The following is a 19,543-nucleotide window of genomic DNA, read 5'->3' as shown; positions in this document are numbered from 1 at the left end:
GGGCTCCTTAATCCAGAAAGCTGAACATGTCGTCGACGTCACCGTACTCGTCTTCCTCGACCTTGTTCTTCTCTTTGGCCTGCATCACCAGCTCGGCGGCAAACTTGTTGATGATGCCGTCCCAGGTGGAGTGCTCGTTGCGCAGCAGCGACTTGATGGATTTTTCCACCTCGGGGGCCAGCTCGCGAATGAGCATCAAGAGGCTGCGCGGGTCGTCCAGCGCATAGTCGTGGCTGTCTTCGGCCTGCTGGCGCTCGCTGTAGCGCAGGGACTCTTCGAGATCTTCCTCTTCGGCGTGCAGCACGTCGCGATAGCCCTCGTCCTCTTCATAGCGATCGCCGCGATAAAACTCGATAAAGGGGATGGCGAGGTAGAAGAGGCCGGCCGGATCCTCGGCCACGCACTCGAGGATCTCCCGCTGCTTGGTCTCGCTCTCCTGGGTGCGGATCAGGTAGTTGAGGAAGTCGAAGGTGTGCTGTTGCAGTTCGTCGGCGTTGTTCTTGATCGCCTCTTCCCAGTAGAGGGGCTGCTGGCAGACGATGTCGCGGATCCGCTCCGGGGTCATCAGCTCGGAGATGATGGAGGGGAAGGAGATGTCGTGCTGGCCGTTGATCTGGGTCAGGGTAACGATATCAATATTTTCAATCACTTCTGCCAACTGGTCGTCAGACATGGTCTTGGCGATCAGCTCGAACTTCTCGCTGGCCTGCTTCGGCTCGATGACGGCCAGCTCTTTGATCTCGATGGCGGTAATTTCTATCAGACTGTTGCTCATGCCTTGCCCCAATTAGAAACGGACTTCGTCGTACATATCCTGATCGCCGTCGTCATCACCATAGCGGTCACTGCCGCCGTGGTAGTCGGCGTCGGCATCTTCCCCGTCTTCCTCTTCTTCGTCCCGCAGCTCATAGTCGTCATCACCGCGGTGGCTGCCGCGCGGCAGCGGGTTGTCGAGCAAGAACAGCACGGCGCAGGCTTCCATCAGCTGATCTTCGCTCTGGGCCCGCACCGCCTTGACCAGCGGCAGGATGGCGTTGTTGAAACCGACGCTCACCTTGAACTCGTCCCAGGAGGGCTGCTCGCCGCTGGCGAGCCACTTGTTCCACTGCGACTTGGCCTTGGGCGGGAACTGCACCCGGCCATAGAGGGCAAGCGGCAGGTATTCGGGCATGAACTCCAGCATGCTCATGTCGGCCAGCAGCAGGGTCTTCATCTGGTCGGTGAACTGCTCGAGACCCTTGGGGTCGTCCTGATCCCGGTAGGATTCGATGTTCTCGCTGGCATCGCTTTGCAGGGCCTTGAGCCGTGCCTGGTCCCATTTTTTTTGCATAGTCGCTCTTCTTGCCTGGTGGCTCAGGGGTAGAACTGGTCCCACATCTCCTGCATGGCAGCAGCGGGATCGGTCACGATGACGTTGTTGAAATCCTTGATAAAGGCGGCCCGCTGTTTCGGATCGGACAGCACTTCATAAGCCTGCTTTACCTGGTGCAGCCGGGCGGCTGCCTGCTCTTTCTCTTCTTCGCTCGCCCCGTGCAGCTTGTCGGGGTGGTACTGGTTCGACAGCCGTCGATAGGCTTTTTTGATGTCGTTTTCACTGGCGTTGGACTTGACGCCCAGCACCCGGAAGTAGTTGTTCATGACGGATCCTGCCTCACTGGCATGGTGGAATTCATCCTGTGTCGACCTGGTGGCGCAACGTCGGCAAACCAGGCTCGGCAAAAACCGGAGATTTTAACGGAAAGCCGGCGCCTCTGCCATGAAAGTGCGGTCTTTCTGTACGAAAAGAGCGGGCGGTGCGAGATGGCGGCGGGGCTACACTGGCAGAGGGGGGCGGCAGGCCCCGGCGTTGCCCGACCCCCTCTTGTCCGAACCATCCGGATTCTGCCGTCACAAGGAGTCATCGCCATGGTCAAGTCCGCGTTTTTCGTGCTCGCGCTGGCAGGCAGTGCCGCCTCTGCCAGCGACATATTGCCCGTCTCGCCGCTGATGGGGGATGTCACCAGGGCCCAGTTCATGGAGCGCGCCGCCCAGCGCTTTGCCCTGCAAGACAAAAACGGTGACGGCGTGCTGTCGGTTGCCGAGAAAGAGGCCAACCTGGCAAAGCTGGCTGGTGTGATGCAACAGGCTGGCAAGCCGGTCCCGGAGCGGATGAGCCAGCTCAAGCCGTCGCGGGAGACCACCAGGGCCCAGTTCATGGCGCGGCAGGAGGCGCTCTTCTCTCGCCTGGACAAGAACGGTGACGGGGTGATCGGAGAGTCTGAGCGTCTCGACATCAAGGCCAATCTGGAGAAGCGGGCGATGGAGGCCGCCCAATAGGACGGGTTGTCAGCCCTCTGATGAAAAAGAGCCCGGTAGCGATACCGGGCTCTTTGCATCTCTGGCATGAAGGGGACTACCAGCTTGCCCAGAGCAGCCGCAACCTGAGCCCCCAGGCGCTGCTCCAGCCGGTGGTGCTGCTCACCAGAGCCCCATCCTTGATGACGAGGAAGGTTGGTGTCACCCCCACCTGCCAGCGGGCGGCCAGATCCCCGGACTCGTCGTTGTGGGTGGGGAAGGTCAGCCCCTTCTTCGCCATCCCGGCGCGCAACGGCTCATCGCTGCCGGAGCGCAGGGCCACCGTCAGCACATTTTCGCCCTCCTGCCAGAGCTGCTCCACCGTGGGAGTGGTGAAGCGGCACACCCCGCACCAGCTGGCCCAGTAGTAGACCAGCAGGGGCTTGCCGCGGCTCTGCTCGGCCAGCGTGGTGGTGGTGCCGTCCTGCAGGGTGAAGGGGGCCTCCATGGCCCCCGCCGGCAGCGTGGGGCTGCGCCACAGATCCACCAGGGTGGTGATGACGAGCGCCATCAGCAGCAGCCAGAGCGCCTCCTTGCCCCAGCGGCGCCAGCGGGGGGCCTTTATGCCTGCATCCTCGGCCATGGCTTAGCTCCGCTTGGCCAGCTCGGCTTTGACCAGCTGCTCCAGCTCGTCATAGGGAATGGCACCCGGCACCAGCTGGTTGCCGATAAGGGTCGCCGGGGTGCCTTGCACGCCGAGCAGGGTGCCGATGCGCAGGCTGTTGCGCAGCTCTTCGGTGGCCTTGCCTGCGGGCTTGAGGGTCAGGTTGTCGGTGGCGGCCAGCGCCTTGTTGATGTCCGTCTCGGTCAGCATCCCCTGCTTGCTCATGAGCTTGTCGTGCAGGGGGAGGAAGCGGGCAGGATCCTGTTGCCACAGGGTCAGGCTGTACTGGGCCGCCTTGGCGGAGGTCTGCCCCTTGAACGGCAGCAGCTTGATCACCAGCCCCAGATCGTCCGGATAGGCCGCGAGCAGCTTGGCGACCGCCGGGTCGAACTGCTTGCAGTAGGGGCAGTTGTAGTCGGTGAACAGCACCAGGGTCAGCTTGGGATGCTTGGCGCCGAGGCGCGGGCTGGTGGGGCTGTTGAACAGCACATCCTGGTTGCCCTTGATGAAGTCACCCATCTGGGCCTGCTGGGTCGCGGCGTTCTGTTTCTCCCAGGATTCGGCTGCCTCGTCGAGGATCCCGGGGTTGGCGATCAGGGTCTCGCGAATGAGCTCCTTGATGCGGGCCTCCTGCTCCGGGGTGAAGGGGGCGGCGTGCAGCGTGGGGGTGCTCAGGGTGGCGGCGACCAGGGCAGTGCAGAGGGTCAGGGTTCGCAGTCTCATGGCATTCTCCTTAGAAATGGGTGGCATCGGCCTGAACGAGGCCGGCCTTGTGCAAGCTGTCGAGCAAGTCGGCCTTGTCCAGCAGGGGAGAGAGGACCTCCCCTTCCGGCAGGCCGGGCCCGTAGATCTGGTTGAAGGGAACGGCGGCGGCGCCACGCTGGCGCAGGAAGGCGGAGATGGCATCGCTCGGCCGGCTCCAGTCGCCGCGAAGGGCTAACACGTCCGGGGCCGACAGGGCGCGCTGCACCTCGTCACGCAGCAGCACGTTGTATTTGTTGGCCTTGCAGGTGACGCACCAGTCGGCGGTCACATCCACGAAGACCCGCTTGTTCTGGGCCAGGGCGTCGGCGATGGCCTGCTCGGAGAGGGGCTGCCAGGCGATGCGATCGACGCTGCCACTCCCTTTCACCGTGAGGGCGCCCCCCAGCAGCAGGGCGCCGCCGATGAGTGCCGAGAGGGAGAGGGCCAGGGTGAAACCGCGCAGACCATAACGCCAGAGGATGCCCATCAGCAGCGCCAGCACCATGGCGGCCATCAGCCAGCCGGTGGCCGTGGTGCCCAGATGGTTGCCAAGCAGGCTCGCCAGCCAGAGGCTGGAGCCCAGCATCATCAGCCCGAGCAGGATGCGCAGTTGCCCCATCCAGCGCCCCGGTTTGGGCAGCCAGAGGGCGAGGCGCGGCAGGGCCGCCACCAGCAGCCAGGGCAGGCTCATGCCAATGCCGAGGGCCGTGAAGATGAGCCAGAGCTGGCCGAGCGGCGCCGCCAGGGCAAAGGCCACCGCGGTGCCGAGGAAGGGGGCCGAGCAGGGAGTGGCCAGCAGGGTGGCGAAGCTCCCCTGCAGGAAGTGACCGCCGAGCCCCTCGCCGCCGCGGGTGGCGAGGCGAGTGTTGAGATCGCTGGGCAACCTTATCTCGAACAAGCCCAGCAGGTTGGCGCAAAACAGCAGGGTGACCAGCACCATGAAGCCGATGAAACCGGCGCCCTGGAACTGGATCCCCCAGCCGACCGCCCCTTGTGTGGCGCGCAGCAGGCTGCTCATGGCCGCCAGCACCCAGAAGGAGGTGATTATCCCGGCGCTGGCGGCGAGGAACTGTTTGCGCACGCCTCCTTGTTCGCTCTCTTGCTGCTGCAACACGGTGCCGAGTTTCAGGGCCAGCACCGGCAGCACGCAGGGCATCAGGTTGAGGATGAGACCGCCGAGCAGTGCCGCCCCCAGCAGCCAGAGAAGTGGCTGCCCCGGGGCCGGCAGGGCGAGGGGATCGGCGATGGTGGCGCGGGTCTGCCAGGCCTGCTCGCCATTGGTGAGCAGCAGGCCGAGGGATTGGCCGCGCAAGTCAGGGGCATCCCCCTGCCAGCCGTCGCTGACCGGCACCCGGGCGATCAGGGTGGTGCCGCTTACCTCGAGCGCGGGCTTGCCGAACTCGGCCCCCTCCAGCGCATCGATGAAGAGCGCAGGTTCCTGCCAGCCTTCTGCCCGCTCGGCCCGCAGTTGCAGCTGGTTGTGCTGGTAGCCGAGCTCGACCCGGGTGTCGGCGGGCAGCGTCTGTGGCAGGGTGCTCATGGCCCGGGCCCAGGCGAAGTCGAAACCGGTCGGCGCCTGCCCATCCGCCGCCAGGGTGAAGGGGTAGTCGGTCAGGATGCAGACATTGCTGCAGGTGGAGAGGCGCAAGGTGCCCTTGAGCGGCTGCCCGGCCGGGTAGCCCAGGCTCAGGGGGAAGCGTACCTGCTCCTGATAGCCCTGGGTGCTGAGCCCGGCCACCTCGAAGGGGCGCGGCGTGGGCCAGTGCCACTGGAAGTCGCCGACCGGCTCATCCCACAGGATCTGGGGCGCTATGCCCCCTTCACCCGGGCTGTGCCAGTAGGTCTTCCAGCCTGACGCCAGCTGGACATCGAGCAGGATGCGGGTCTGATCCGGGACGCTGCGGTCGGCTTGTAGCCTGACCTTGGCGTGACTGTTCTGGGGGCGGGTGAGCCACCCCGTATCGCTGGCCAATCCGCTGGATTGCCACAGCAGGCTGCCCAGTAGCAGGGCCGCCTTGAAGAGATTCGACATGTGTTGGGTCTCGCAAAAAATGAGTGACAGCAGGCTGAAAAAGCGCGGCTGAACTCATTCCCGCCAGACGCAGAGGGTGAGGTGCAGTCGCCGCTCCGGCGGCGAGACATTGATGGGGGGAGGCAGTGCCGGTGCGCGCCGTGACAGGGGCACCAGCAGGGCAATCACGAAGGCGATGGCGAAGAAGAGTTGCTCCACGCACAGCAGACTGGCGGCGCTCAGCCACTTGCCGTTGAGCTGGCAGCTATTGGGCTGCACACTGGCGGGCGTGCTCTTGTCGGCCTGGTCGTCGGCCGAGGCGAACTGGGGCTGGGTCTGGCAACTCACGGCGTGATCGAGCAGGGCCAGCCGGGCCAGCGGCTGGGCCGCGCAATTGAGCACCAGCAGGCAGACCAGCAGCAGGAGTCGTGTCGCCGCGCGTTGTTGCAAAATCATGCTCGCCCCGTTCATCAAGATGGCCACATCCTAGCGGGCAATGGCGGGTGGGGCAAGCCGGGGTGGCCGGTGGCGTCCGGGGCTGGTCGGTTCTGTCTGGCGAACGCTTGTTCGCTAAAAGGGGGACCAGTATACTGCGCCGAGTCAAATTCCGAGGTGTTCGATGCTCAAACTTGCCCGTGTGCTGCTGCTGGCACTGCTGCTCGTATTCTGGTTCCTGTTCGGCCTGTTGCTTTGTCTGGTGCGCCCGCGCCACCCGAACAACGTCTATGTCTTCGCCCGCATGTATCATGCGGTCTGCCCGCTGATCGGCCTCAAGGTCCGGGTGACGGTGGCCGACGAGGTCAAATCGGTGGGGCCTGCGGTCTATGTCTGCAATCACCAGAGCAACTACGACATCTTCACCGTGACCGGCGCCGTGCAGCCCGGCGTGGTGGCGGTGGGCAAGAAGAGCCTGCTGTGGCTCCCCTTCTTCGGCCTCATCTTCTGGCTCTCCGGCAACGTGCTGATCGACCGCTCCAACCGCTCCCGCGCCATCGGCACCATCGGCCAGGTGGTGGATCGCATCAAGCATCGCGGCACCTCCATCTGGATGTTCCCGGAGGGGACCCGCTCCCAGGGGCGCGGTCTGCTGCCGTTCAAGGCGGGGGCCTTCCACACTGCCGTCCAGGCCGAGGTGCCCGTGGTGCCCATCGTCTGCTCCAGCTACTTCGGTCAGGTCGATCTCAACCGCTGGGACAACGGCGAGGTGCTGCTGGAAGTGATGGCCCCGGTGTGCAGCAAGGAGCACGGCGCCGCTGGCATCCGCGAGCTCTCCGACACCTGCCGGGAGAAGATGGAAGCCAAGCTGGCGGAGCTGGATGGCAAGCTTGGCCATCGGCCGGCGGCCTGAGCCCGGTTGCAGAGAAGAGAGGGAGCCGCTGGCTCCCTTTTTTATTGGTGAAAATCACCATCTTGTTGGTTTTTTTCACCACATTGTATCCAATGGACATCCATCGTTAACTTTCATCTAATTGTAAATAAAGGAAAAAATATTCTGGCACGGCTCTTGTAATGTCATGGGAAGAGAGTGACACCCCATCAACAAGGAGCCAGACCATGAGCGTATTCAGCCGCCTGACCGACGTGATCAATGCCAACCTGCACAGCCTGCTCGACAAGAGCGAAGAGCCGGAGAAGATGCTGCGGCTGATGATCGAGGAGATGGAGCAGGTCCAGGTCGAGATGAGAACCCAGGCCGCCCGCGTCATCGCCGAACAGAAACAGTTGGAGCGCCATCAGCAGGCGCTGCGCAACCAGATCCAGGAGTGGGCAGCCAAGGCCGAACTCGCCATCCAGAAGGGCCGCGAAGATCTGGCCCGTGCCGCCCTCACCGAGAAGCTGGCGGAGATGAAGCAGTGCGAGCGGCTGGAAGAGGACAAGGCGCGGGTGGCCGAAGTGCTGGCCCAGCTCACCGCCGACAGCGAGCGACTGGCGGCCAAGCTGACCGAGGCGCGGGAGAAGCAGAAGATGCTGACCCTGCGCGAACAGACCGCCCACAGCCGCATCCGCGCCCGTGCCCAGGTGGACAACCAGCGCATGCACGAGCTGGTGGCCCGCTTCGACGGCTTCCAGAACCGTGTCGATCAGCTGGAGGCCCAGCTGGAGGCGGCGACCCTGGGGCAGAATCCGTCCCTCGAGGCCCAGTTCCGCGAGCTGGAGCTGAACGACGAGATTGAGCGGGAACTGGCCCGGCTCAAGGGTCAGAAGGTGGAGGCATAACATGACACCCTGGCCCAAGGATCTCGCCCATCGCAAGCTGACCGGGGTCTGCGCCGGTCTTGCCAGAGGGCTGGGGGTGTCCAGAGTGACGGTGCGGGTGGTGGCCCTGCTCGCCCTGATCCTGATGCCGCCGCTGGCCCTGGCGCTCTATCTGGTGGGGGTGCTCGTCATGCCTCCCCGCCGTGAACTTCAACGCTGGCTGGGGTGATCTCCGGATCGCCCCGTCGGCAAGTGCAAGCCCGTGAGGAGCACAACATGCTGGAATTTATCGTCTTGATCCTGGTGCTGATCGGCATGGCGCTGACCGGATTCACCGTGCTGGCCATGCTGCTGGTGAGCGGGGTCTTCGTGCTGTTTGGCGCCCTGGCCGGCATGTTTGCCCTCATCATCAAGCTGGCGCCCTGGTTGCTGGTGGTGCTGGTGGTGTGCTGGCTCCTCAGCAACAGGCGCAAGCAGTCGAACACCTACCGTTAAGCCTCCCTGATTTCGCATCCTTCCTTGGCCACTGCTTGCAGTGGCCCTTTTTATGGGGGCGACACAGGGTCGGTGTGCGGGTTGGCAAGCCAGGAAAGGCTCCAGCCGTGCCACAGCGCCGGCTCGTGTACCAGGCGCTCCTTGAACGCCTTGCTCTGCTGCTTGAGGCGGTACTCGAGGCGCAGCGCCTCGCGTTTGCTGGGGACCTCCTGCTGCCATACCAGGGAGAGGGGCCCCTTGCCGCGCAGGGCTCTGGCCCCCTTGCCGCTCTGGTGCTGACGCAGTCGCCGCTCGGGATCCGTGCTGATCCCCGCATAGAGTGCCCCGGTGCCGGTGCGCACCAGATAGACAAACCAGCGGGAGGGAGTGGTGGTGGCGAGGGTCACGAGGTGCGCCACCTGGCCCGCTGGCGCCCAAGCCGGTGCAGGGGCAGCAGGCTCACCAGCAGGCCGGCCCAGACGAAGGCAAAGCCCACGGATTTCACCGGATCCGGGATCTCGCCAAACCAGAAGAGGGCGAGCAGGAAGGCGAGGCTCGGCTCTATGTATTGCAACAGCCCCACCGTGCTCATGGGCGTGCGCGCCACTGCATAGCAGAACAGCCCCACCGGCAGCAGGGTGGCGGGGGCGCTGCCCATCAGCAGCAGTCGCTCGGTCCAGTCACCGGCCATAAACTGGCTGGTGCCCTGCAAGGTCAGCCAGCCGATGATGAGAAGGGCGATGGGCAACTGCACCAGGGACTCCAGATAGAGGCTGGTACCGGCGTCCAGTCTCACCTTCTTCTTAATGAGGCCGTAGAGGGCGAAGTTGGCCCCCATCACGAGGGAGAACCAGGGCAGTTGGCCGTAGGAGAAGAGCATGTAGGCGAGCCCCGCCAGGGCGAGCGCCACCGCCAGGTGTTTTTGCGGGGTGAGCTTCTCTTTGAGGAAGAGCACCGCAAAAGCGATGTTGAAGAGCGGGGTCATGAAGAAGGCGAGGCTGGTGGCCAGCACCTGGCCCGTGGTCAGGCACCAGGTGAACATGCACCAGCTGATGGACATCACGGGGCCCGCCAGCAGCACGAGGCCGAGCTGCCGGGGATCGCCGCGCAGGGCCCCCCAGGGCACCCGCTGGCCGAGGAGCAGAAGCAGGCCTCCCAGCAGCACCACGGACCAGAGCACCCGGTGGGAAAGCAGTTCCCACATGTTGATCTCGGGCATGAACTGGTAATAGAGGGGCAGCATGCCCCACAGCACGAATGAGAGGGCCGCGCTGCCGGTGCCCATCCAGTTCTTCATCTCTCTCCGTTTATTAAACTAAACAATGGCGGCTGCATGATAAGTATCCGCCGCCCCTTTCACAAGCGGGAGCGGGGAGAAAACTCTGGTACTATCGGGCCCATGAACCGACTCGATCCCCTGTTTGAACAGATCCGGGCCTGCCGCCTGTGCGAGGCCCACCTGCCGCTCGGCCCAAGGCCGGTGATCCGCGGCAACGAGCGCGCCCGTCTGCTCATCATCGGCCAGGCCCCCGGCACCCGGGTACACGCCAGCGGCATCCCCTGGGATGATCCCTCCGGCGATCGGCTGCGCTTGTGGCTCGGGGTGGACAAGGCCACCTTTTACGATGAATCCCGCATCGCCATCATGCCCATGGGGCTCTGTTACCCGGGCAGGGGCAAGTCGGGGGATCTGCCGCCGCGCCCGGAATGTGCCCCCACCTGGCACGACAAGGTACTGATGCTGCTGCCCAACATCGAGCTGACTCTGCTCATCGGCCAGTATGCGCAGGCTTACTACCTGAGGGCGGCGGCGAAAGGATCGCTCACCGAGACGGTGCGACACTGGGCGGACTATGGCCCGGCCTGGTTGCCGCTGCCGCACCCGTCCCCGCGCAACACCCTCTGGCTCAGGAAGAACCCCTGGTTCGAGCAGGGGGTGATCCCCCATCTGCAGCAGCGGGTCGCCCCCCTGCTTGACCCGGCAGGCTAGAGCGCCGGCTCGGCCTGGGGCTTGGGCTTGCTGCGGGCCATGGCGACCAGCGGCAGTATGATGCACAGGCACCCCAGCAGCAGCGGCAGCCCTGGCTGTTCGTCAAACAGCCAGACCCCGATGGCGACCGCCATCAGCAGCCCGGTGTACTCCGCCGAGGCGATCTTGCTCGCCTCCGCCTTGCGATAGGCCATCACGCACAATCCTGCATAGACCATGATGAGCGCCGAGGAGCCGAAGGCGGGCCACCACATCTGCCATTGCCACTCGCCCCCTTCCCACCAGGCCAGCGCCAGGATGAAGGGCATGCTCAGCACATTGGTGAAAAACAGGGTCTGGGCGATGGGCTGCTGGAGCGGGATGCGCTTGATCAGCAGGTTGTTGACCGCCAGGGAGAGCGCCACCCCGAGCGCCGCCAGGGCGGCCCAGTTTACCTCGGTCGGGCGCAGCACGATGAGCACTCCGACGAAGCCGAGCAGCGCCGTCAGCACCTTCTGGCGCGAGAGTGCCTCCCCCGCCAGCCAGACCGCGAGCGGCACCATCAGCAGCGGGGCGGCATAGAAGAGGGCGTTGGCGGTGGCGAGCGGCAGCCGGGTGAGGGCGACCACCATCAGGCAGACACCGACGGCCCAGATATGGGCCCGCAGCAGGTGCCACTTGAGGGCTACCGGCGGGTTGCGCCGCCAGGACCAGAGCAGCCAGGGGGCGAGCAGCAGGGCCGCGGAGAGCTGGCGGAAAAAGACAAACTGGAAGATGGGCTGGTCCGGCTCCAGCACCTTGACCAGGGCATCGGAGAAGACCGCCACCATGTTGCCGAGCACCAGATAGAGGATGCCTATTCCGACTGCATTCATACCACCTCCAGATTCAGATGAGGGGAGGGTAGCCCGCGGCCTGTTATCCAGTAAAATGATAAAAAATCATCACGCATGAGAAATTTGGATAATGAAGCTGCCCCCCCTGCGCGCCGTTCAATATTTCGAGGTGGTTGCCCGCCTGCTGAGTTTTTCCCGCGCCGCCCTGGAGCTCAATGTCAGCCAGAGTGCGGTCAGTCACCAGATCCGTCTGCTGGAGGATTTTCTGGGGGAGCGGCTGCTGCTGCGCCAGGGGCGGCTGCTCTCCCTGACGCCCCAGGGGGAGATCTATTTCGAGGGGATCGCCGCCGGGCTGGTCCAGATTGCCCAGAGCAGCGAGCAGTTGCGCGGTGGAGGCGAGATGCGGGTGCGGCTCGCGGTCTACAGCTCGTTTGCGGTGAAGTGGCTGATCCCGCGCCTGGCCGGGCTGCGCCAGCTCTATCCCGAGCTGGATCTCAGCCTGGAGATGGTGGCGGAAGATCCCGAGCTCTCCGACAGGGTGGCGGACGGTTTCATCACCGTCTCCCCCGAAGGGCCGGGCTACATGCACGATCTGCTCTATCGGGAGCGGCTGATGCCGGTATGCAGTCGCCGGATGTGGCAGCAGGTGGAAGGGGAGTGGCCCGCCACCTTGTGGCAGTTGCCGCTGCTCTCCATCCAGGCTATCTACCGCGAGAAGGGGGAAGATTGGCGGCGCTGGGCCGAAATGGGGGGGCTGACCATTCCCCCCGAGGCGAGGGTGCACCATTTCAGCCATATCCTGCTCGCGCTGGAGGCGGCGAACTGGGACCAGGGAATGGCGCTCATCAATGACTACATGTTGCAGCCGGAAGATCCGCGTCTGGTGCGGCTGCCCCTGCACGCCCTCGAGACCGGCGACAACTTCTATTTCGTCTTCAAGCGCTCGCGCGCCCATGAACCCGCCATCAGCCGGTTGCGTCAGTGGCTGTGGCAGGAGTCGCAGGCGAGCCTGAGACCCGGGGAAAACGAGCCTCTCAGGCGCGTCTGAACGGGCTGGGGGCCCTATGCAGAATGGACGGCACAGCCCACGACGCAGGAGTCTGATTCGGGAGGCCTGATGGCACTGGCGAGACCAGGGCCATCAGGAGCGGGTCAGGTGCGCTTGAACTGGCTCAGTACAAAGAGGGTGGTGGCGCAGACTACGACCGAGGGACCGGCCGGGGTGTCCTGATACCAGGAGAGGGCAAGGCCCCCCAGCACGGCGAGACAGCCTGTCAGGGCGGCAAAGCCGGCCATCTGCTCCGGAGTCTGGCTGAAGCGGCGGGCGGTGGCGGCGGGAATGATCAGCAAGGAGGTGATGATGAGCGCCCCGACGAACTTCATGGCCACGGCGATGACCAGGCCTATCAGCAACATCAGCACGCAGCGCAGCACATCCACCCGCACCCCTTCCACCCGGGCCAGCTCTTCCGAGATGGTCATGGAGAGCAGGGGATCCCAGAGTCGCCACAGGGTGAGCAGCACCAGGGCGCCGCCGCCGTAGATCCAGAGCAGGTCCATGGGCTGCACCGAGAGCAGGTCGCCAAACAGGTAGGCCATCAGATCCACCCGCACGTTGTCCATGAAGCTCAGGGTGACCAGACCCAGCGACAGGGCGCTGTGGGCCAGAATGCCGAGCAGGGTGTCGGTGGCCACCTGCTGGTTGCGGCTCATGATGACCAGCAGCATGGCCATGGCGAGGCAGCAGACCACGACCGCCAGGGTGAGGTCCACCTGCAGCAGGATGCCGAGGGCGAGGCCGAAGAGGCAGGCATGGGAGAGGGTGTCGCCAAAATAGGCCATCTTGCGCCACACCACGAAGCTGCCAAGCGGCCCGGCCAGCAGGGCGATGCCGAGTCCGGCCGCGAGGGCGTATAACAGAAAGCTGTCCACGTGAAGATCCTAGTTGTTGCGAGAGGGCAGGCGGATGACGGGGGCCTGCGGTTCATGATGATGGTGTTCGCCATCGCAGTGGTGATGGTGGGTATAGACCGCCAGCACCTCCCGCTCCGGTCGCCCGAACAGGCGGGCAAATTCCGGGTGGCGGGCCACGCTCTCCGGCTCGCCGTGGCAGCAGACGTGGCGATTGAGGCAGATCACCTCGTGAGTGCTGGCCATCACCAGGTGCAGATCGTGGGAGACCATCAGCACGGCGCAGTGGAACTCGGCGGCCAGCTGGCTGATGAGGGCATAGAGCTCGATCTGGCCCGTGATATCTACCCCTTGCACCGGTTCGTCCAGCACCAGCAGCTCGGGTTTGACCAGCAGGGCGCGGGCCAGCAGTACCCGCTGCATCTCGCCACCGGAGAGCTTCTGCATCCGGTTGTCCAAGAGCTCCTGCGCACCGACCCGATTGAGCGCCTCCTCGATGGAGAGGCGGCTGTTCTTGCCAAGTTGCAGGAAGCGGCGCACCGTCAGGGGGAGGGTGGGGTCCAGATAGAGGCGCTGGGGTACATAGCCGACCCGCAGATCGCGGCGGCGAACGATGTCCCCCGAATCTGGGCTGAGCAAGCCCAGCACCAGCTTGCTCAGGGTGCTCTTGCCCGCCCCGTTGGGGCCGACCAGGGTGGTGATTTTGCCTTTGTTCAGGGTAAAGGAGACCTTGTCGAGCACGAGTCGTCCGTCAAATGAGAGACAGACCTCTTTCAGCTCCACCAGTTGGGTCATGACAGCTCCGGGGTTTACAGCCTGTGAGAGTTATAATATAACAGCGACGTTGGTTTGTTATATTATCACACACACACACCCTGACGAGACCTCTATGCGAATTCTTGCTCTGATCACTGCCCTGATGGCGGTGAGTCTGCCTGTCCGTGCCCTCGAGGTGCTGACCACCATCAAACCCCTGGGCTTCATCGCGGCGGCGATCACCGATGGTGTGAGCGAGCCCGGGGTGCTGCTGCCCACCGGTGCGTCGCCCCACGATTTTTCCCTGCGCCCTTCCGACATGCGCAATATCAAGGAGGCCGATCTGGTGGTGTGGGTCGGTCCCGAGCTGGAAGGCTTCATGGCCAAACCCCTGGCCCAGCATCCTCATGTATTGACCCTGACCCAGGTTCCCGGCATGCCGCTGTACAACTATGCGACCCAGGGGGAACATGACGATCATCACCATGATGACAAGGATCATGACCATGCCGCCCACGACCACGGCTCGCACGACGAGGGCCATGAAGGGCACCACCACGAAGGGGTGGATCCCCACATCTGGCTGGGTCCAACCCAGGCCAAGGTGATTGCCGAGGCGATCGCGACCGAACTGGGCAAGCTGGATCCTGCCAACCAGGCGCGCTATGCCGCCAATCTCGCGGCCTTCGAGGGCAAGGTTGACGCCCTGGACAAGGTGATCGCCGTGCAGATGAACGCGGTGGATCAGAAGGGCTACTTCGTGTTCCACGAAGCCTATGGATACTGGGAGCGTCACTACGGCATGAGCTCCAAGGGACACTTCACCGTGAGCCCGGAGCGTCGCCCGGGAGCCAAGACGCTGATTGACATCCGCAAGGCGCTGGAAGAGAAAAAGGCGAGCTGCATCTACGCCGAGCCGCAGTTCTCCCCGGCGGTGATCGAGTCGGTTGCCCGCAATACCGGGGCCAAGGTGCTGCTGCTGGACGAAGTCGGCGAGCAGGTGCCGCTCGGTCCGGACGGTTATCCGCAATTCATGCAGCAGTTGGCGGATGCCTTCGCCCAGTGCCGCTAGGCCTTGCCCGACATTGACGATAGAGGCGGCGCGGCCAACTATACTGACCTCCAGCATCTGATATGGAGTGTCAGTCATGAAATGGTTGCTCGTCTCTGCCTGCACGCTGACCCTGCTGGGATCCGGCATACAGGCATCCGGTCTTTCCGAACACATCGCCAGCCCGGAACTCAGGGCAAAAATGCAGGCGGTCTATGGCGCCAGAGCGATCCAGCGGTCCGAGGCCTTCTCTCGTCTGCTGACGCCAAGAGCCGGAACGACGGACCAGCAGAAGCTGGAGCTGGTGAACAACTACTTCAACAACCTGACCTACAGCGAGGATCCCAGACTGTGGGGGGATGATGATTATTGGGCCAATCCGCTGGAGTTCATCGGGGCGAGAGGAGGGGATTGCGAGGACTACAGCATCGCCAAGTACTATACCCTGATGGAGCTGGGGGTCGACGAGAAGAAGCTGCGGCTGGCCTATGTGAAGGCAATTCGTTACAACCAATTCCACATGGTGACGTTGTACTTCCCGACCATCAAGTCAGATCCCCTGGTGCTGGACAACATCAATGGCCGCATCCTGCCGGGGAGCAAGCGCAATGATCTGCAGCCGGTTTACAGTTTCGATGCCAAAAGCATCTGGATCATGAAATCCCGTCGCGAGGGAACCCTGGCGGGGAGTGCCGATCGCCTGGCCCAGTGGACCTCGATGCAGAGCCGCTTCTCCAGCGAGCATTTGCGCTCCCCCCGTCGCCAGCTATAACTTGCCCGCCGCCTTCAACTCCTCGAAATATTTTCCCGCGCCCGGATGCTGTTCGACACTCAGCACCGGGCCTATTTTGTTGCGCGCCTTGTGAAACAGGTTCGCATAGCCATAGGTCTGTTCGTTGAAACTGGTTTGCTGACTCAGCATGGCCCGGGTCAGCCGATAGACCTCGTCATCGGGAGTGGCGGCATTGGTCACCAGGGTGGCGGCGATGGCGAAGGTGGGGGTTGCCTTGAGGTTGCCCGGGTAGATGCGTGCCGGCACCTGGCTGCGCTGATAATACCTGACCCCCTTGAGCAGCTGGTCCCTTACGGGCCCCTCGATCGCCAGGAAGCGCACGGCGCAGCGCTTGGCGGTGTCCAGCACGATGCGGTTGGGATGACCCATGACAAGGCCATAGGCATCGATCTGTTTATTGCACAACGCTTCGGAGAGATTGGCGACGCTCTTCAAATCGAGATCTTGCTCCTTTGCGCCCAGAACATTGAACAGGGCCAATGCCGTTTGACAAGTCCCTGAACTCTTCAGGCCCATGTCGATGGGGGCCAGCTTGAGCTGCTCCAGGGTGGTGATATCCCCATCGGCTCGCACCACTATGGTGAAAGGTTCGGCGTGGGTGGCAAAGAGCGCCCTCAGCTCGGGTTGTGGCTGGGCAGCGAAAGGCCCGGTGCCCTGGCTGGCCTGATAGAGCCAGTCGGACTGGACGAGCGCATAGGGTACCTCTCCCGTTTTCAGCTGGCGGAGATTTTCGATGGACCCGGAGCTGGCCTGTAGTTTGCAGGGCATCGTGGGGTCACTTTTTTTGGCCAGTCTGCAGAACTCCTTGATGACCTGATAATAGATGCCTTGCTCCCCCCCTGTGCCTATGGTCATGGTGGTCGCGTGCAGGGTCGGTTGCCACAGCAGGGCGAGCAGCAGCAGCGGGATCCTCATGATGCATTCTCCTGAGTGGCATAACCATCGATGCCCCAACTGCGCAGCATGTCCACATCGCTTACGTCGCCGGCTTCCGCCAGCAAGGTGTAGCCGGAAGCATGGAGGCATTGGGAGAGCAGGTTCCAATAAAGGGGGGACTGGGTGAGCTGGCAACTGATGAAGACAGGTCTGATGGGGTCGAGCCTGGCCAGATTGTCGTTGTTCATCGGGATGTTGCTGAATGCCAGCTCAATCCCCTGGGACTGGAGTGCGGTCAGTCGTTCCTCGGCCAGGGGGGGGAAGATCGCCAGATCCCAGCGCCAGTCCAGCGTCTTACCACGAGCGCTGGTCAGCACGGGGGCAAACTGCGCCCAGTCTGGGTGGCCGAGCAGGCTGAGAGGCAGCTGGAGCCCTTCCGCCTTCTGAGTCAGCCAGTCGTTGAGCAGCCCCCGAATTTCATCCGGCGAACTGTCCGTGGTGGGGGGGTGCTTGGGTAGCAGGCGGCTGTAGAGCCTGATACTCCCCTGAGTGGAGAAGAAATGCTGCTGATAGGTGTTGCCATCGGTGTCGACCAGCCCAACGAGCTTCTGGTGGGTCGGGAGAGCGTCGTGCTTGCCAAGCTGGGTGATCTTGAGCCGCTGTTGCAGCAGGTCCCGCTTGCGTTCAGAGACCAGCTGGTTGATGGAGACAACGACTTCCTGCAATTCGCGAAGCCACGGGGTTGGCAGGTTGCCGCTGAACTGGCGTTTGCGGATCCGGGCCAGTTGCAGACTGATCTGTTCGAGGGGGCGCAGCAGGCGGCGGCACACCCAGGTGATCACCAGGCTGAACACCAGCAGGCCGGCGAGCAGCGCAAGTCCGGTACGACTGATGGCGTTCCACAGATGCTGGTAGGCGTAACCCTTGTGTCCCTCGAGCGTGAGGGTACCGAGAATGCGCCAGCCGTCGGTCAACTCCTGCTCAATCTTGACCGGTGGCATGTCGATAACTGAGGGGAGCCAGCCTGGAACATTTTGCTGTGCGGTGTGGAACACCTTCTGGAACAGCACCTGGCCATCCGGATCCAGCAGAACGACGGAGTTGACGAAGCCTCCGTCGAACATGGCGTTCACTATGGTCTCGGCAAGGACCTTGTCATCGTTGAGCAGAGTGCCCTGCAGCACCAGCCCCAGTGCGGTGATGGCGGTTTCAAGGTTGGCCGACATCTGGTCGAGAATAGACTGTCGTACCGTGGTGATCTCCAGCACGAGCAGCAGCGCGGCGCCGATGGTGAAGAGGATTAGGATGATTACATTTAACAATTTTGCCAATGACATACCCACTCCATGGAGATGTTTTTGCAACATTTTCTGGGCCGGAGAGCACCACAACCGGACTTGGTTCTTAAAAATAGAAAAAAATGGCTGAAAATGACGATCATTTCTGCCCATGCTGGAAGGTTATGCATAAAATGTGAGTTTCGTGCATGGAGCTATGAACTTTTTGTAAGTATTTAGGTCTAAAAGCCAGATATTCGGTTTTCATAATAAAAACTCATAAAAACAGACCCACAACCACCACCCTTAGATCTAATAACAGGATAGCGGATGAAACGTCTCCGTCCCTTGGTAGCCCAGGCTGCCAATTGGGAACCCCCGGTTCCCCGCAAGCATTTCTATGCCATGCTATTGCTCACGGCCATGACGCTGTCAGCGGTAGCCGTATTGCCAGCTCCCGGTGACATCCTGGAGCGGCCACTGCGTCTGGAGTTGCCGATCGCCACCACGGGCACCGCAACCAACGAAGACAACACCGACTTCAACGACATTCCGGATCACGAGCTGGTCGAGTCAGCCGCTCCCGAAGACGACATCCCGGCCGATGCCACGCCTCAATGGCAAGATTACCGGGTTCGCAACGGCGAGAACCTGACCACCATCTTCAACAACCTGGGGCTGTCCACCACCACCCTCTACAAGGTGCTGGATGCGGATGCCAAGAACAACCTGGCGCGTCTCAAACCCGGTCAGACCATCGAGTTGCTGATCGATCAGGACAACATTCTGCAGCAGTTGAAGATCCGCCTGAACATCAAGCAGACCCTGGTGCTGGAGCGTACCGACGACACCTATAGCGCCAACATGCTCAATGAAGAGGTAGAGTGGCAGCAGAAGAGCTATGACGGTGTCATCAACGGCAGCTTCTACGTCAGCGCCCGCAATGCCGGTATCCCGGCCAACCATATCCAGAAGATTGCCAACCTGTTCCAGTGGCGCCTCAACTTCGCCAAGGATTTGAAAAAGGGTGACAAGTTCAAGGTGCTGGTCCGTCAGGAGACGGTCGACGGCAAGAGTACGGGCAATACCCAGTTGCTGGGGGTCGAGGTGTTCAGCCAGGGCAAGGCCGTGTCAGCCTGGTTGTCGGAAGATGGCAACTATTATGACGGTCAGGCAAACAGCCTGGAGCGCGGCTTCCGCCGTTATCCGACTCACAGCCGTTACCGGGTCAGCTCCAGTTTCAACCCGAATCGCCGTCATCCCATTACCGGGCAGGTCCGGCCCCATGAGGGAACCGACTTTGCCTTGCCGGTAGGCACGCCCATCATGGCGACCGGTGACGGTGTGGTCCTCAAGGCAACCAGCCACCCGCTGGCAGGCACCTATGTCGTGATCAAGCACGGCCGTACCCTGATGACCCGTTATCTGCACCTGAGCAAGCTGCTGGTCAAGCCGGGCCAGAAGGTGAAGATGGGTGACAAGATTGCCCTCTCCGGCAACACGGGCCGCTCCACCGGTGCTCACCTGCACTACGAAGTACGCATCAACAACCGCCCGGTGGATCCCATGAAGATCAAGCTGCCGATGGCGGAGCCGCTCTCCGGCAAGGACAAGCGTCAGTTCCTCGCCAAGGTGAAGAGCTACCGCAAAGAGATGGAGGCGGGCTGAACGGCTCCCTCCTGACGAAAAAGGCCCCGCCAACTGGCGGGGC

The 19,543-nt window shown here is 62.9% G+C and carries 24 protein-coding genes; 10 read left to right on the top strand and 14 right to left on the bottom strand.

Annotated features, from left to right (window positions below; all coding sequences use genetic code 11):
- Nucleotides 1-7: 7 nt before the first annotated feature.
- The 3 genes from AB5Y70_RS00690 to AB5Y70_RS00680 are packed head-to-tail and all read right to left on the bottom strand — an operon-like array spanning nucleotide 8 to nucleotide 1,638.
- Entirely contained in the window at nucleotides 8-775 is a 768-nt protein-coding gene (locus AB5Y70_RS00690; protein WP_200164329.1) for a hypothetical protein, read from the bottom strand.
- Nucleotides 776-787: 12 nt separating this feature from the next.
- The gene (locus tag AB5Y70_RS00685; RefSeq protein ID WP_223919972.1) at nucleotides 788-1,330 is read right to left on the bottom strand and encodes a hypothetical protein; all 543 of its coding nucleotides are present in this window, start codon (nucleotides 1,328-1,330) and stop codon (nucleotides 788-790) included.
- Between the two features lie 23 nt (nucleotides 1,331-1,353).
- The gene (locus AB5Y70_RS00680) at nucleotides 1,354-1,638 is read right to left on the bottom strand and encodes a DnaJ domain-containing protein (RefSeq protein ID WP_024943298.1); all 285 of its coding nucleotides are present in this window, start codon (nucleotides 1,636-1,638) and stop codon (nucleotides 1,354-1,356) included.
- A 267-nt stretch (nucleotides 1,639-1,905) separates the two neighbouring features.
- On the opposite strand from AB5Y70_RS00680, the gene AB5Y70_RS00675 reads away from it, so the two are divergent.
- Entirely contained in the window at nucleotides 1,906-2,316 is a 411-nt protein-coding gene (locus AB5Y70_RS00675; RefSeq protein ID WP_041212307.1) for an EF-hand domain-containing protein, read from the top strand.
- 76 nt (nucleotides 2,317-2,392) lie between these two features.
- Here AB5Y70_RS00675 and AB5Y70_RS00670 read toward each other — a convergent pair whose 3' ends face one another.
- From AB5Y70_RS00670 to AB5Y70_RS00655, 4 genes are read right to left on the bottom strand one after another with little or no spacing between them, the layout of a single operon-like run.
- Entirely contained in the window at nucleotides 2,393-2,917 is a 525-nt protein-coding gene (locus AB5Y70_RS00670; RefSeq protein WP_042014965.1) for a protein disulfide oxidoreductase, read from the bottom strand.
- 3 nt (nucleotides 2,918-2,920) lie between these two features.
- Nucleotides 2,921-3,661 carry a DsbA family protein gene (locus AB5Y70_RS00665; RefSeq protein WP_200164331.1) on the bottom strand — a complete coding sequence of 247 codons (741 nt, stop codon included), beginning with the start codon at nucleotides 3,659-3,661 and terminating at the stop codon, nucleotides 2,921-2,923.
- 10 nt (nucleotides 3,662-3,671) lie between these two features.
- On the bottom strand, nucleotides 3,672-5,714 hold the full coding sequence (locus tag AB5Y70_RS00660) for a protein-disulfide reductase DsbD family protein (RefSeq protein WP_368175898.1): 2,043 nt from the start codon (nucleotides 5,712-5,714) through the stop codon (nucleotides 3,672-3,674).
- Nucleotides 5,715-5,768: 54 nt separating this feature from the next.
- Nucleotides 5,769-6,149: a hypothetical protein gene (locus AB5Y70_RS00655; RefSeq protein ID WP_045523195.1), complete on the bottom strand. Its 381-nt coding sequence runs from the start codon at nucleotides 6,147-6,149 to the stop codon at nucleotides 5,769-5,771.
- Between the two features lie 163 nt (nucleotides 6,150-6,312).
- On the opposite strand from AB5Y70_RS00655, the gene AB5Y70_RS00650 reads away from it, so the two are divergent.
- The 4 genes from AB5Y70_RS00650 to pspG all read left to right on the top strand — a co-directional run bounded on the left by AB5Y70_RS00650 (nucleotide 6,313) and on the right by pspG (nucleotide 8,384).
- A complete protein-coding gene (locus AB5Y70_RS00650) occupies nucleotides 6,313-7,041 on the top strand; it encodes a 1-acylglycerol-3-phosphate O-acyltransferase (RefSeq protein WP_039039739.1) in 729 nt (242 codons plus the stop codon).
- A 206-nt stretch (nucleotides 7,042-7,247) separates the two neighbouring features.
- Nucleotides 7,248-7,910, top strand: a complete 663-nt coding sequence (gene pspA, locus AB5Y70_RS00645; protein WP_010672795.1) for a phage shock protein PspA — start codon at nucleotides 7,248-7,250, stop codon at nucleotides 7,908-7,910.
- Between the two features lies 1 nt (nucleotide 7,911).
- A complete protein-coding gene (locus AB5Y70_RS00640; RefSeq protein WP_010672796.1) occupies nucleotides 7,912-8,118 on the top strand; it encodes a PspC domain-containing protein in 207 nt (68 codons plus the stop codon).
- A 47-nt stretch (nucleotides 8,119-8,165) separates the two neighbouring features.
- Nucleotides 8,166-8,384, top strand: a complete 219-nt coding sequence (gene pspG / locus AB5Y70_RS00635; protein WP_010672797.1) for an envelope stress response protein PspG — start codon at nucleotides 8,166-8,168, stop codon at nucleotides 8,382-8,384.
- 50 nt (nucleotides 8,385-8,434) lie between these two features.
- Here the strand turns inward: pspG and AB5Y70_RS00630 are convergent, their stop codons facing one another.
- Both AB5Y70_RS00630 and rarD read right to left on the bottom strand, forming a co-directional pair.
- Nucleotides 8,435-8,770, bottom strand: coding sequence for a GIY-YIG nuclease family protein (locus tag AB5Y70_RS00630; RefSeq protein ID WP_043152939.1), 336 nt, complete (start codon nucleotides 8,768-8,770; stop codon nucleotides 8,435-8,437).
- Nucleotides 8,767-9,660, bottom strand: coding sequence for an EamA family transporter RarD (gene rarD, locus AB5Y70_RS00625; protein WP_043152937.1), 894 nt, complete (start codon nucleotides 9,658-9,660; stop codon nucleotides 8,767-8,769). Before rarD ends, AB5Y70_RS00630 begins: the two co-directional genes overlap by 4 nt.
- 102 nt (nucleotides 9,661-9,762) lie before the next feature.
- On the opposite strand from rarD, the gene AB5Y70_RS00620 reads away from it, so the two are divergent.
- The gene (locus AB5Y70_RS00620; RefSeq protein ID WP_041214394.1) at nucleotides 9,763-10,353 is read left to right on the top strand and encodes a uracil-DNA glycosylase family protein; all 591 of its coding nucleotides are present in this window, start codon (nucleotides 9,763-9,765) and stop codon (nucleotides 10,351-10,353) included.
- Here the strand turns inward: AB5Y70_RS00620 and AB5Y70_RS00615 are convergent.
- Nucleotides 10,350-11,207 (bottom strand): DMT family transporter, encoded by an 858-nt coding sequence (locus tag AB5Y70_RS00615; RefSeq protein ID WP_010672801.1) that lies wholly within the window; start codon nucleotides 11,205-11,207, stop codon nucleotides 10,350-10,352. The genes AB5Y70_RS00620 and AB5Y70_RS00615 overlap by 4 nt on opposite strands.
- A gap of 91 nt (nucleotides 11,208-11,298) precedes the next feature.
- Here AB5Y70_RS00615 and AB5Y70_RS00610 point away from each other — a divergent pair, with 91 nt between their 5' ends.
- A complete protein-coding gene (locus AB5Y70_RS00610; protein WP_042014956.1) occupies nucleotides 11,299-12,216 on the top strand; it encodes a LysR substrate-binding domain-containing protein in 918 nt (305 codons plus the stop codon).
- A gap of 104 nt (nucleotides 12,217-12,320) precedes the next feature.
- Here the strand turns inward: AB5Y70_RS00610 and znuB are convergent, their stop codons facing one another.
- Nucleotides 12,321-13,100: a zinc ABC transporter permease subunit ZnuB gene (gene znuB / locus AB5Y70_RS00605; RefSeq protein WP_043152922.1), complete on the bottom strand. Its 780-nt coding sequence runs from the start codon at nucleotides 13,098-13,100 to the stop codon at nucleotides 12,321-12,323.
- A gap of 9 nt (nucleotides 13,101-13,109) precedes the next feature.
- Nucleotides 13,110-13,874, bottom strand: a complete 765-nt coding sequence (znuC, locus tag AB5Y70_RS00600; protein WP_043152919.1) for a zinc ABC transporter ATP-binding protein ZnuC — start codon at nucleotides 13,872-13,874, stop codon at nucleotides 13,110-13,112.
- 94 nt (nucleotides 13,875-13,968) lie between these two features.
- Here znuC and znuA point away from each other — a divergent pair, with 94 nt between their 5' ends.
- Nucleotides 13,969-14,907, top strand: coding sequence for a zinc ABC transporter substrate-binding protein ZnuA (gene znuA, locus AB5Y70_RS00595; RefSeq protein WP_043152916.1), 939 nt, complete (start codon nucleotides 13,969-13,971; stop codon nucleotides 14,905-14,907).
- Between the two features lie 76 nt (nucleotides 14,908-14,983).
- Nucleotides 14,984-15,658: a transglutaminase-like cysteine peptidase gene (locus tag AB5Y70_RS00590; RefSeq protein WP_041212317.1), complete on the top strand. Its 675-nt coding sequence runs from the start codon at nucleotides 14,984-14,986 to the stop codon at nucleotides 15,656-15,658.
- Here AB5Y70_RS00590 and AB5Y70_RS00585 read toward each other — a convergent pair.
- Nucleotides 15,653-16,594 carry a TAXI family TRAP transporter solute-binding subunit gene (locus AB5Y70_RS00585; RefSeq protein WP_368175897.1) on the bottom strand — a complete coding sequence of 314 codons (942 nt, stop codon included), beginning with the start codon at nucleotides 16,592-16,594 and terminating at the stop codon, nucleotides 15,653-15,655. The genes AB5Y70_RS00590 and AB5Y70_RS00585 overlap by 6 nt on opposite strands.
- Nucleotides 16,591-17,892, bottom strand: coding sequence for a LapD/MoxY N-terminal periplasmic domain-containing protein (locus tag AB5Y70_RS00580; protein ID WP_043152912.1), 1,302 nt, complete (start codon nucleotides 17,890-17,892; stop codon nucleotides 16,591-16,593). Before AB5Y70_RS00580 ends, AB5Y70_RS00585 begins: the two co-directional genes overlap by 4 nt.
- A gap of 270 nt (nucleotides 17,893-18,162) precedes the next feature.
- Between AB5Y70_RS00580 and mepM the strand changes: the two genes are divergently transcribed.
- A complete protein-coding gene (gene mepM / locus AB5Y70_RS00575; protein ID WP_041212320.1) occupies nucleotides 18,163-19,500 on the top strand; it encodes a murein DD-endopeptidase MepM in 1,338 nt (445 codons plus the stop codon).
- Nucleotides 19,501-19,543: the final 43 nt, after the last annotated feature.

This window comes from Aeromonas sp. s1(2024) (assembly GCF_040908005.1).
In the GTDB taxonomy this organism is placed as follows: domain Bacteria; phylum Pseudomonadota; class Gammaproteobacteria; order Enterobacterales; family Aeromonadaceae; genus Aeromonas; species Aeromonas caviae.
The sequence above is the reverse complement of the archived record's forward strand: the minus strand, read 5'-3'. Positions and strand labels throughout refer to the sequence as shown.

Coding starts and splice junctions, on each gene's coding strand:
- AB5Y70_RS00690 (WP_200164329.1), bottom strand. CDS start 775: ATGAGCAACAGTCTGATAGAAATTACCGCCATCGAGATCAAAGAGCTG.
- mepM (WP_041212320.1), top strand. CDS start 18,163: ATGAAACGTCTCCGTCCCTTGGTAGCCCAGGCTGCCAATTGGGAACCC.
- AB5Y70_RS00650 (WP_039039739.1), top strand. CDS start 6,313: ATGCTCAAACTTGCCCGTGTGCTGCTGCTGGCACTGCTGCTCGTATTC.
- AB5Y70_RS00640 (WP_010672796.1), top strand. CDS start 7,912: ATGACACCCTGGCCCAAGGATCTCGCCCATCGCAAGCTGACCGGGGTC.
- AB5Y70_RS00665 (WP_200164331.1), bottom strand. CDS start 3,661: ATGAGACTGCGAACCCTGACCCTCTGCACTGCCCTGGTCGCCGCCACC.
- AB5Y70_RS00615 (WP_010672801.1), bottom strand. CDS start 11,207: ATGAATGCAGTCGGAATAGGCATCCTCTATCTGGTGCTCGGCAACATG.
- znuA (WP_043152916.1), top strand. CDS start 13,969: ATGCGAATTCTTGCTCTGATCACTGCCCTGATGGCGGTGAGTCTGCCT.
- AB5Y70_RS00670 (WP_042014965.1), bottom strand. CDS start 2,917: ATGGCCGAGGATGCAGGCATAAAGGCCCCCCGCTGGCGCCGCTGGGGC.
- AB5Y70_RS00585 (WP_368175897.1), bottom strand. CDS start 16,594: ATGAGGATCCCGCTGCTGCTGCTCGCCCTGCTGTGGCAACCGACCCTG.
- AB5Y70_RS00610 (WP_042014956.1), top strand. CDS start 11,299: ATGAAGCTGCCCCCCCTGCGCGCCGTTCAATATTTCGAGGTGGTTGCC.
- znuC (WP_043152919.1), bottom strand. CDS start 13,874: ATGACCCAACTGGTGGAGCTGAAAGAGGTCTGTCTCTCATTTGACGGA.
- pspA (WP_010672795.1), top strand. CDS start 7,248: ATGAGCGTATTCAGCCGCCTGACCGACGTGATCAATGCCAACCTGCAC.
- AB5Y70_RS00680 (WP_024943298.1), bottom strand. CDS start 1,638: ATGAACAACTACTTCCGGGTGCTGGGCGTCAAGTCCAACGCCAGTGAA.
- rarD (WP_043152937.1), bottom strand. CDS start 9,660: ATGAAGAACTGGATGGGCACCGGCAGCGCGGCCCTCTCATTCGTGCTG.
- AB5Y70_RS00655 (WP_045523195.1), bottom strand. CDS start 6,149: ATGATTTTGCAACAACGCGCGGCGACACGACTCCTGCTGCTGGTCTGC.
- AB5Y70_RS00590 (WP_041212317.1), top strand. CDS start 14,984: ATGAAATGGTTGCTCGTCTCTGCCTGCACGCTGACCCTGCTGGGATCC.
- pspG (WP_010672797.1), top strand. CDS start 8,166: ATGCTGGAATTTATCGTCTTGATCCTGGTGCTGATCGGCATGGCGCTG.
- AB5Y70_RS00620 (WP_041214394.1), top strand. CDS start 9,763: ATGAACCGACTCGATCCCCTGTTTGAACAGATCCGGGCCTGCCGCCTG.
- AB5Y70_RS00685 (WP_223919972.1), bottom strand. CDS start 1,330: ATGCAAAAAAAATGGGACCAGGCACGGCTCAAGGCCCTGCAAAGCGAT.
- AB5Y70_RS00675 (WP_041212307.1), top strand. CDS start 1,906: ATGGTCAAGTCCGCGTTTTTCGTGCTCGCGCTGGCAGGCAGTGCCGCC.
- AB5Y70_RS00660 (WP_368175898.1), bottom strand. CDS start 5,714: ATGTCGAATCTCTTCAAGGCGGCCCTGCTACTGGGCAGCCTGCTGTGG.
- AB5Y70_RS00580 (WP_043152912.1), bottom strand. CDS start 17,892: ATGTCATTGGCAAAATTGTTAAATGTAATCATCCTAATCCTCTTCACC.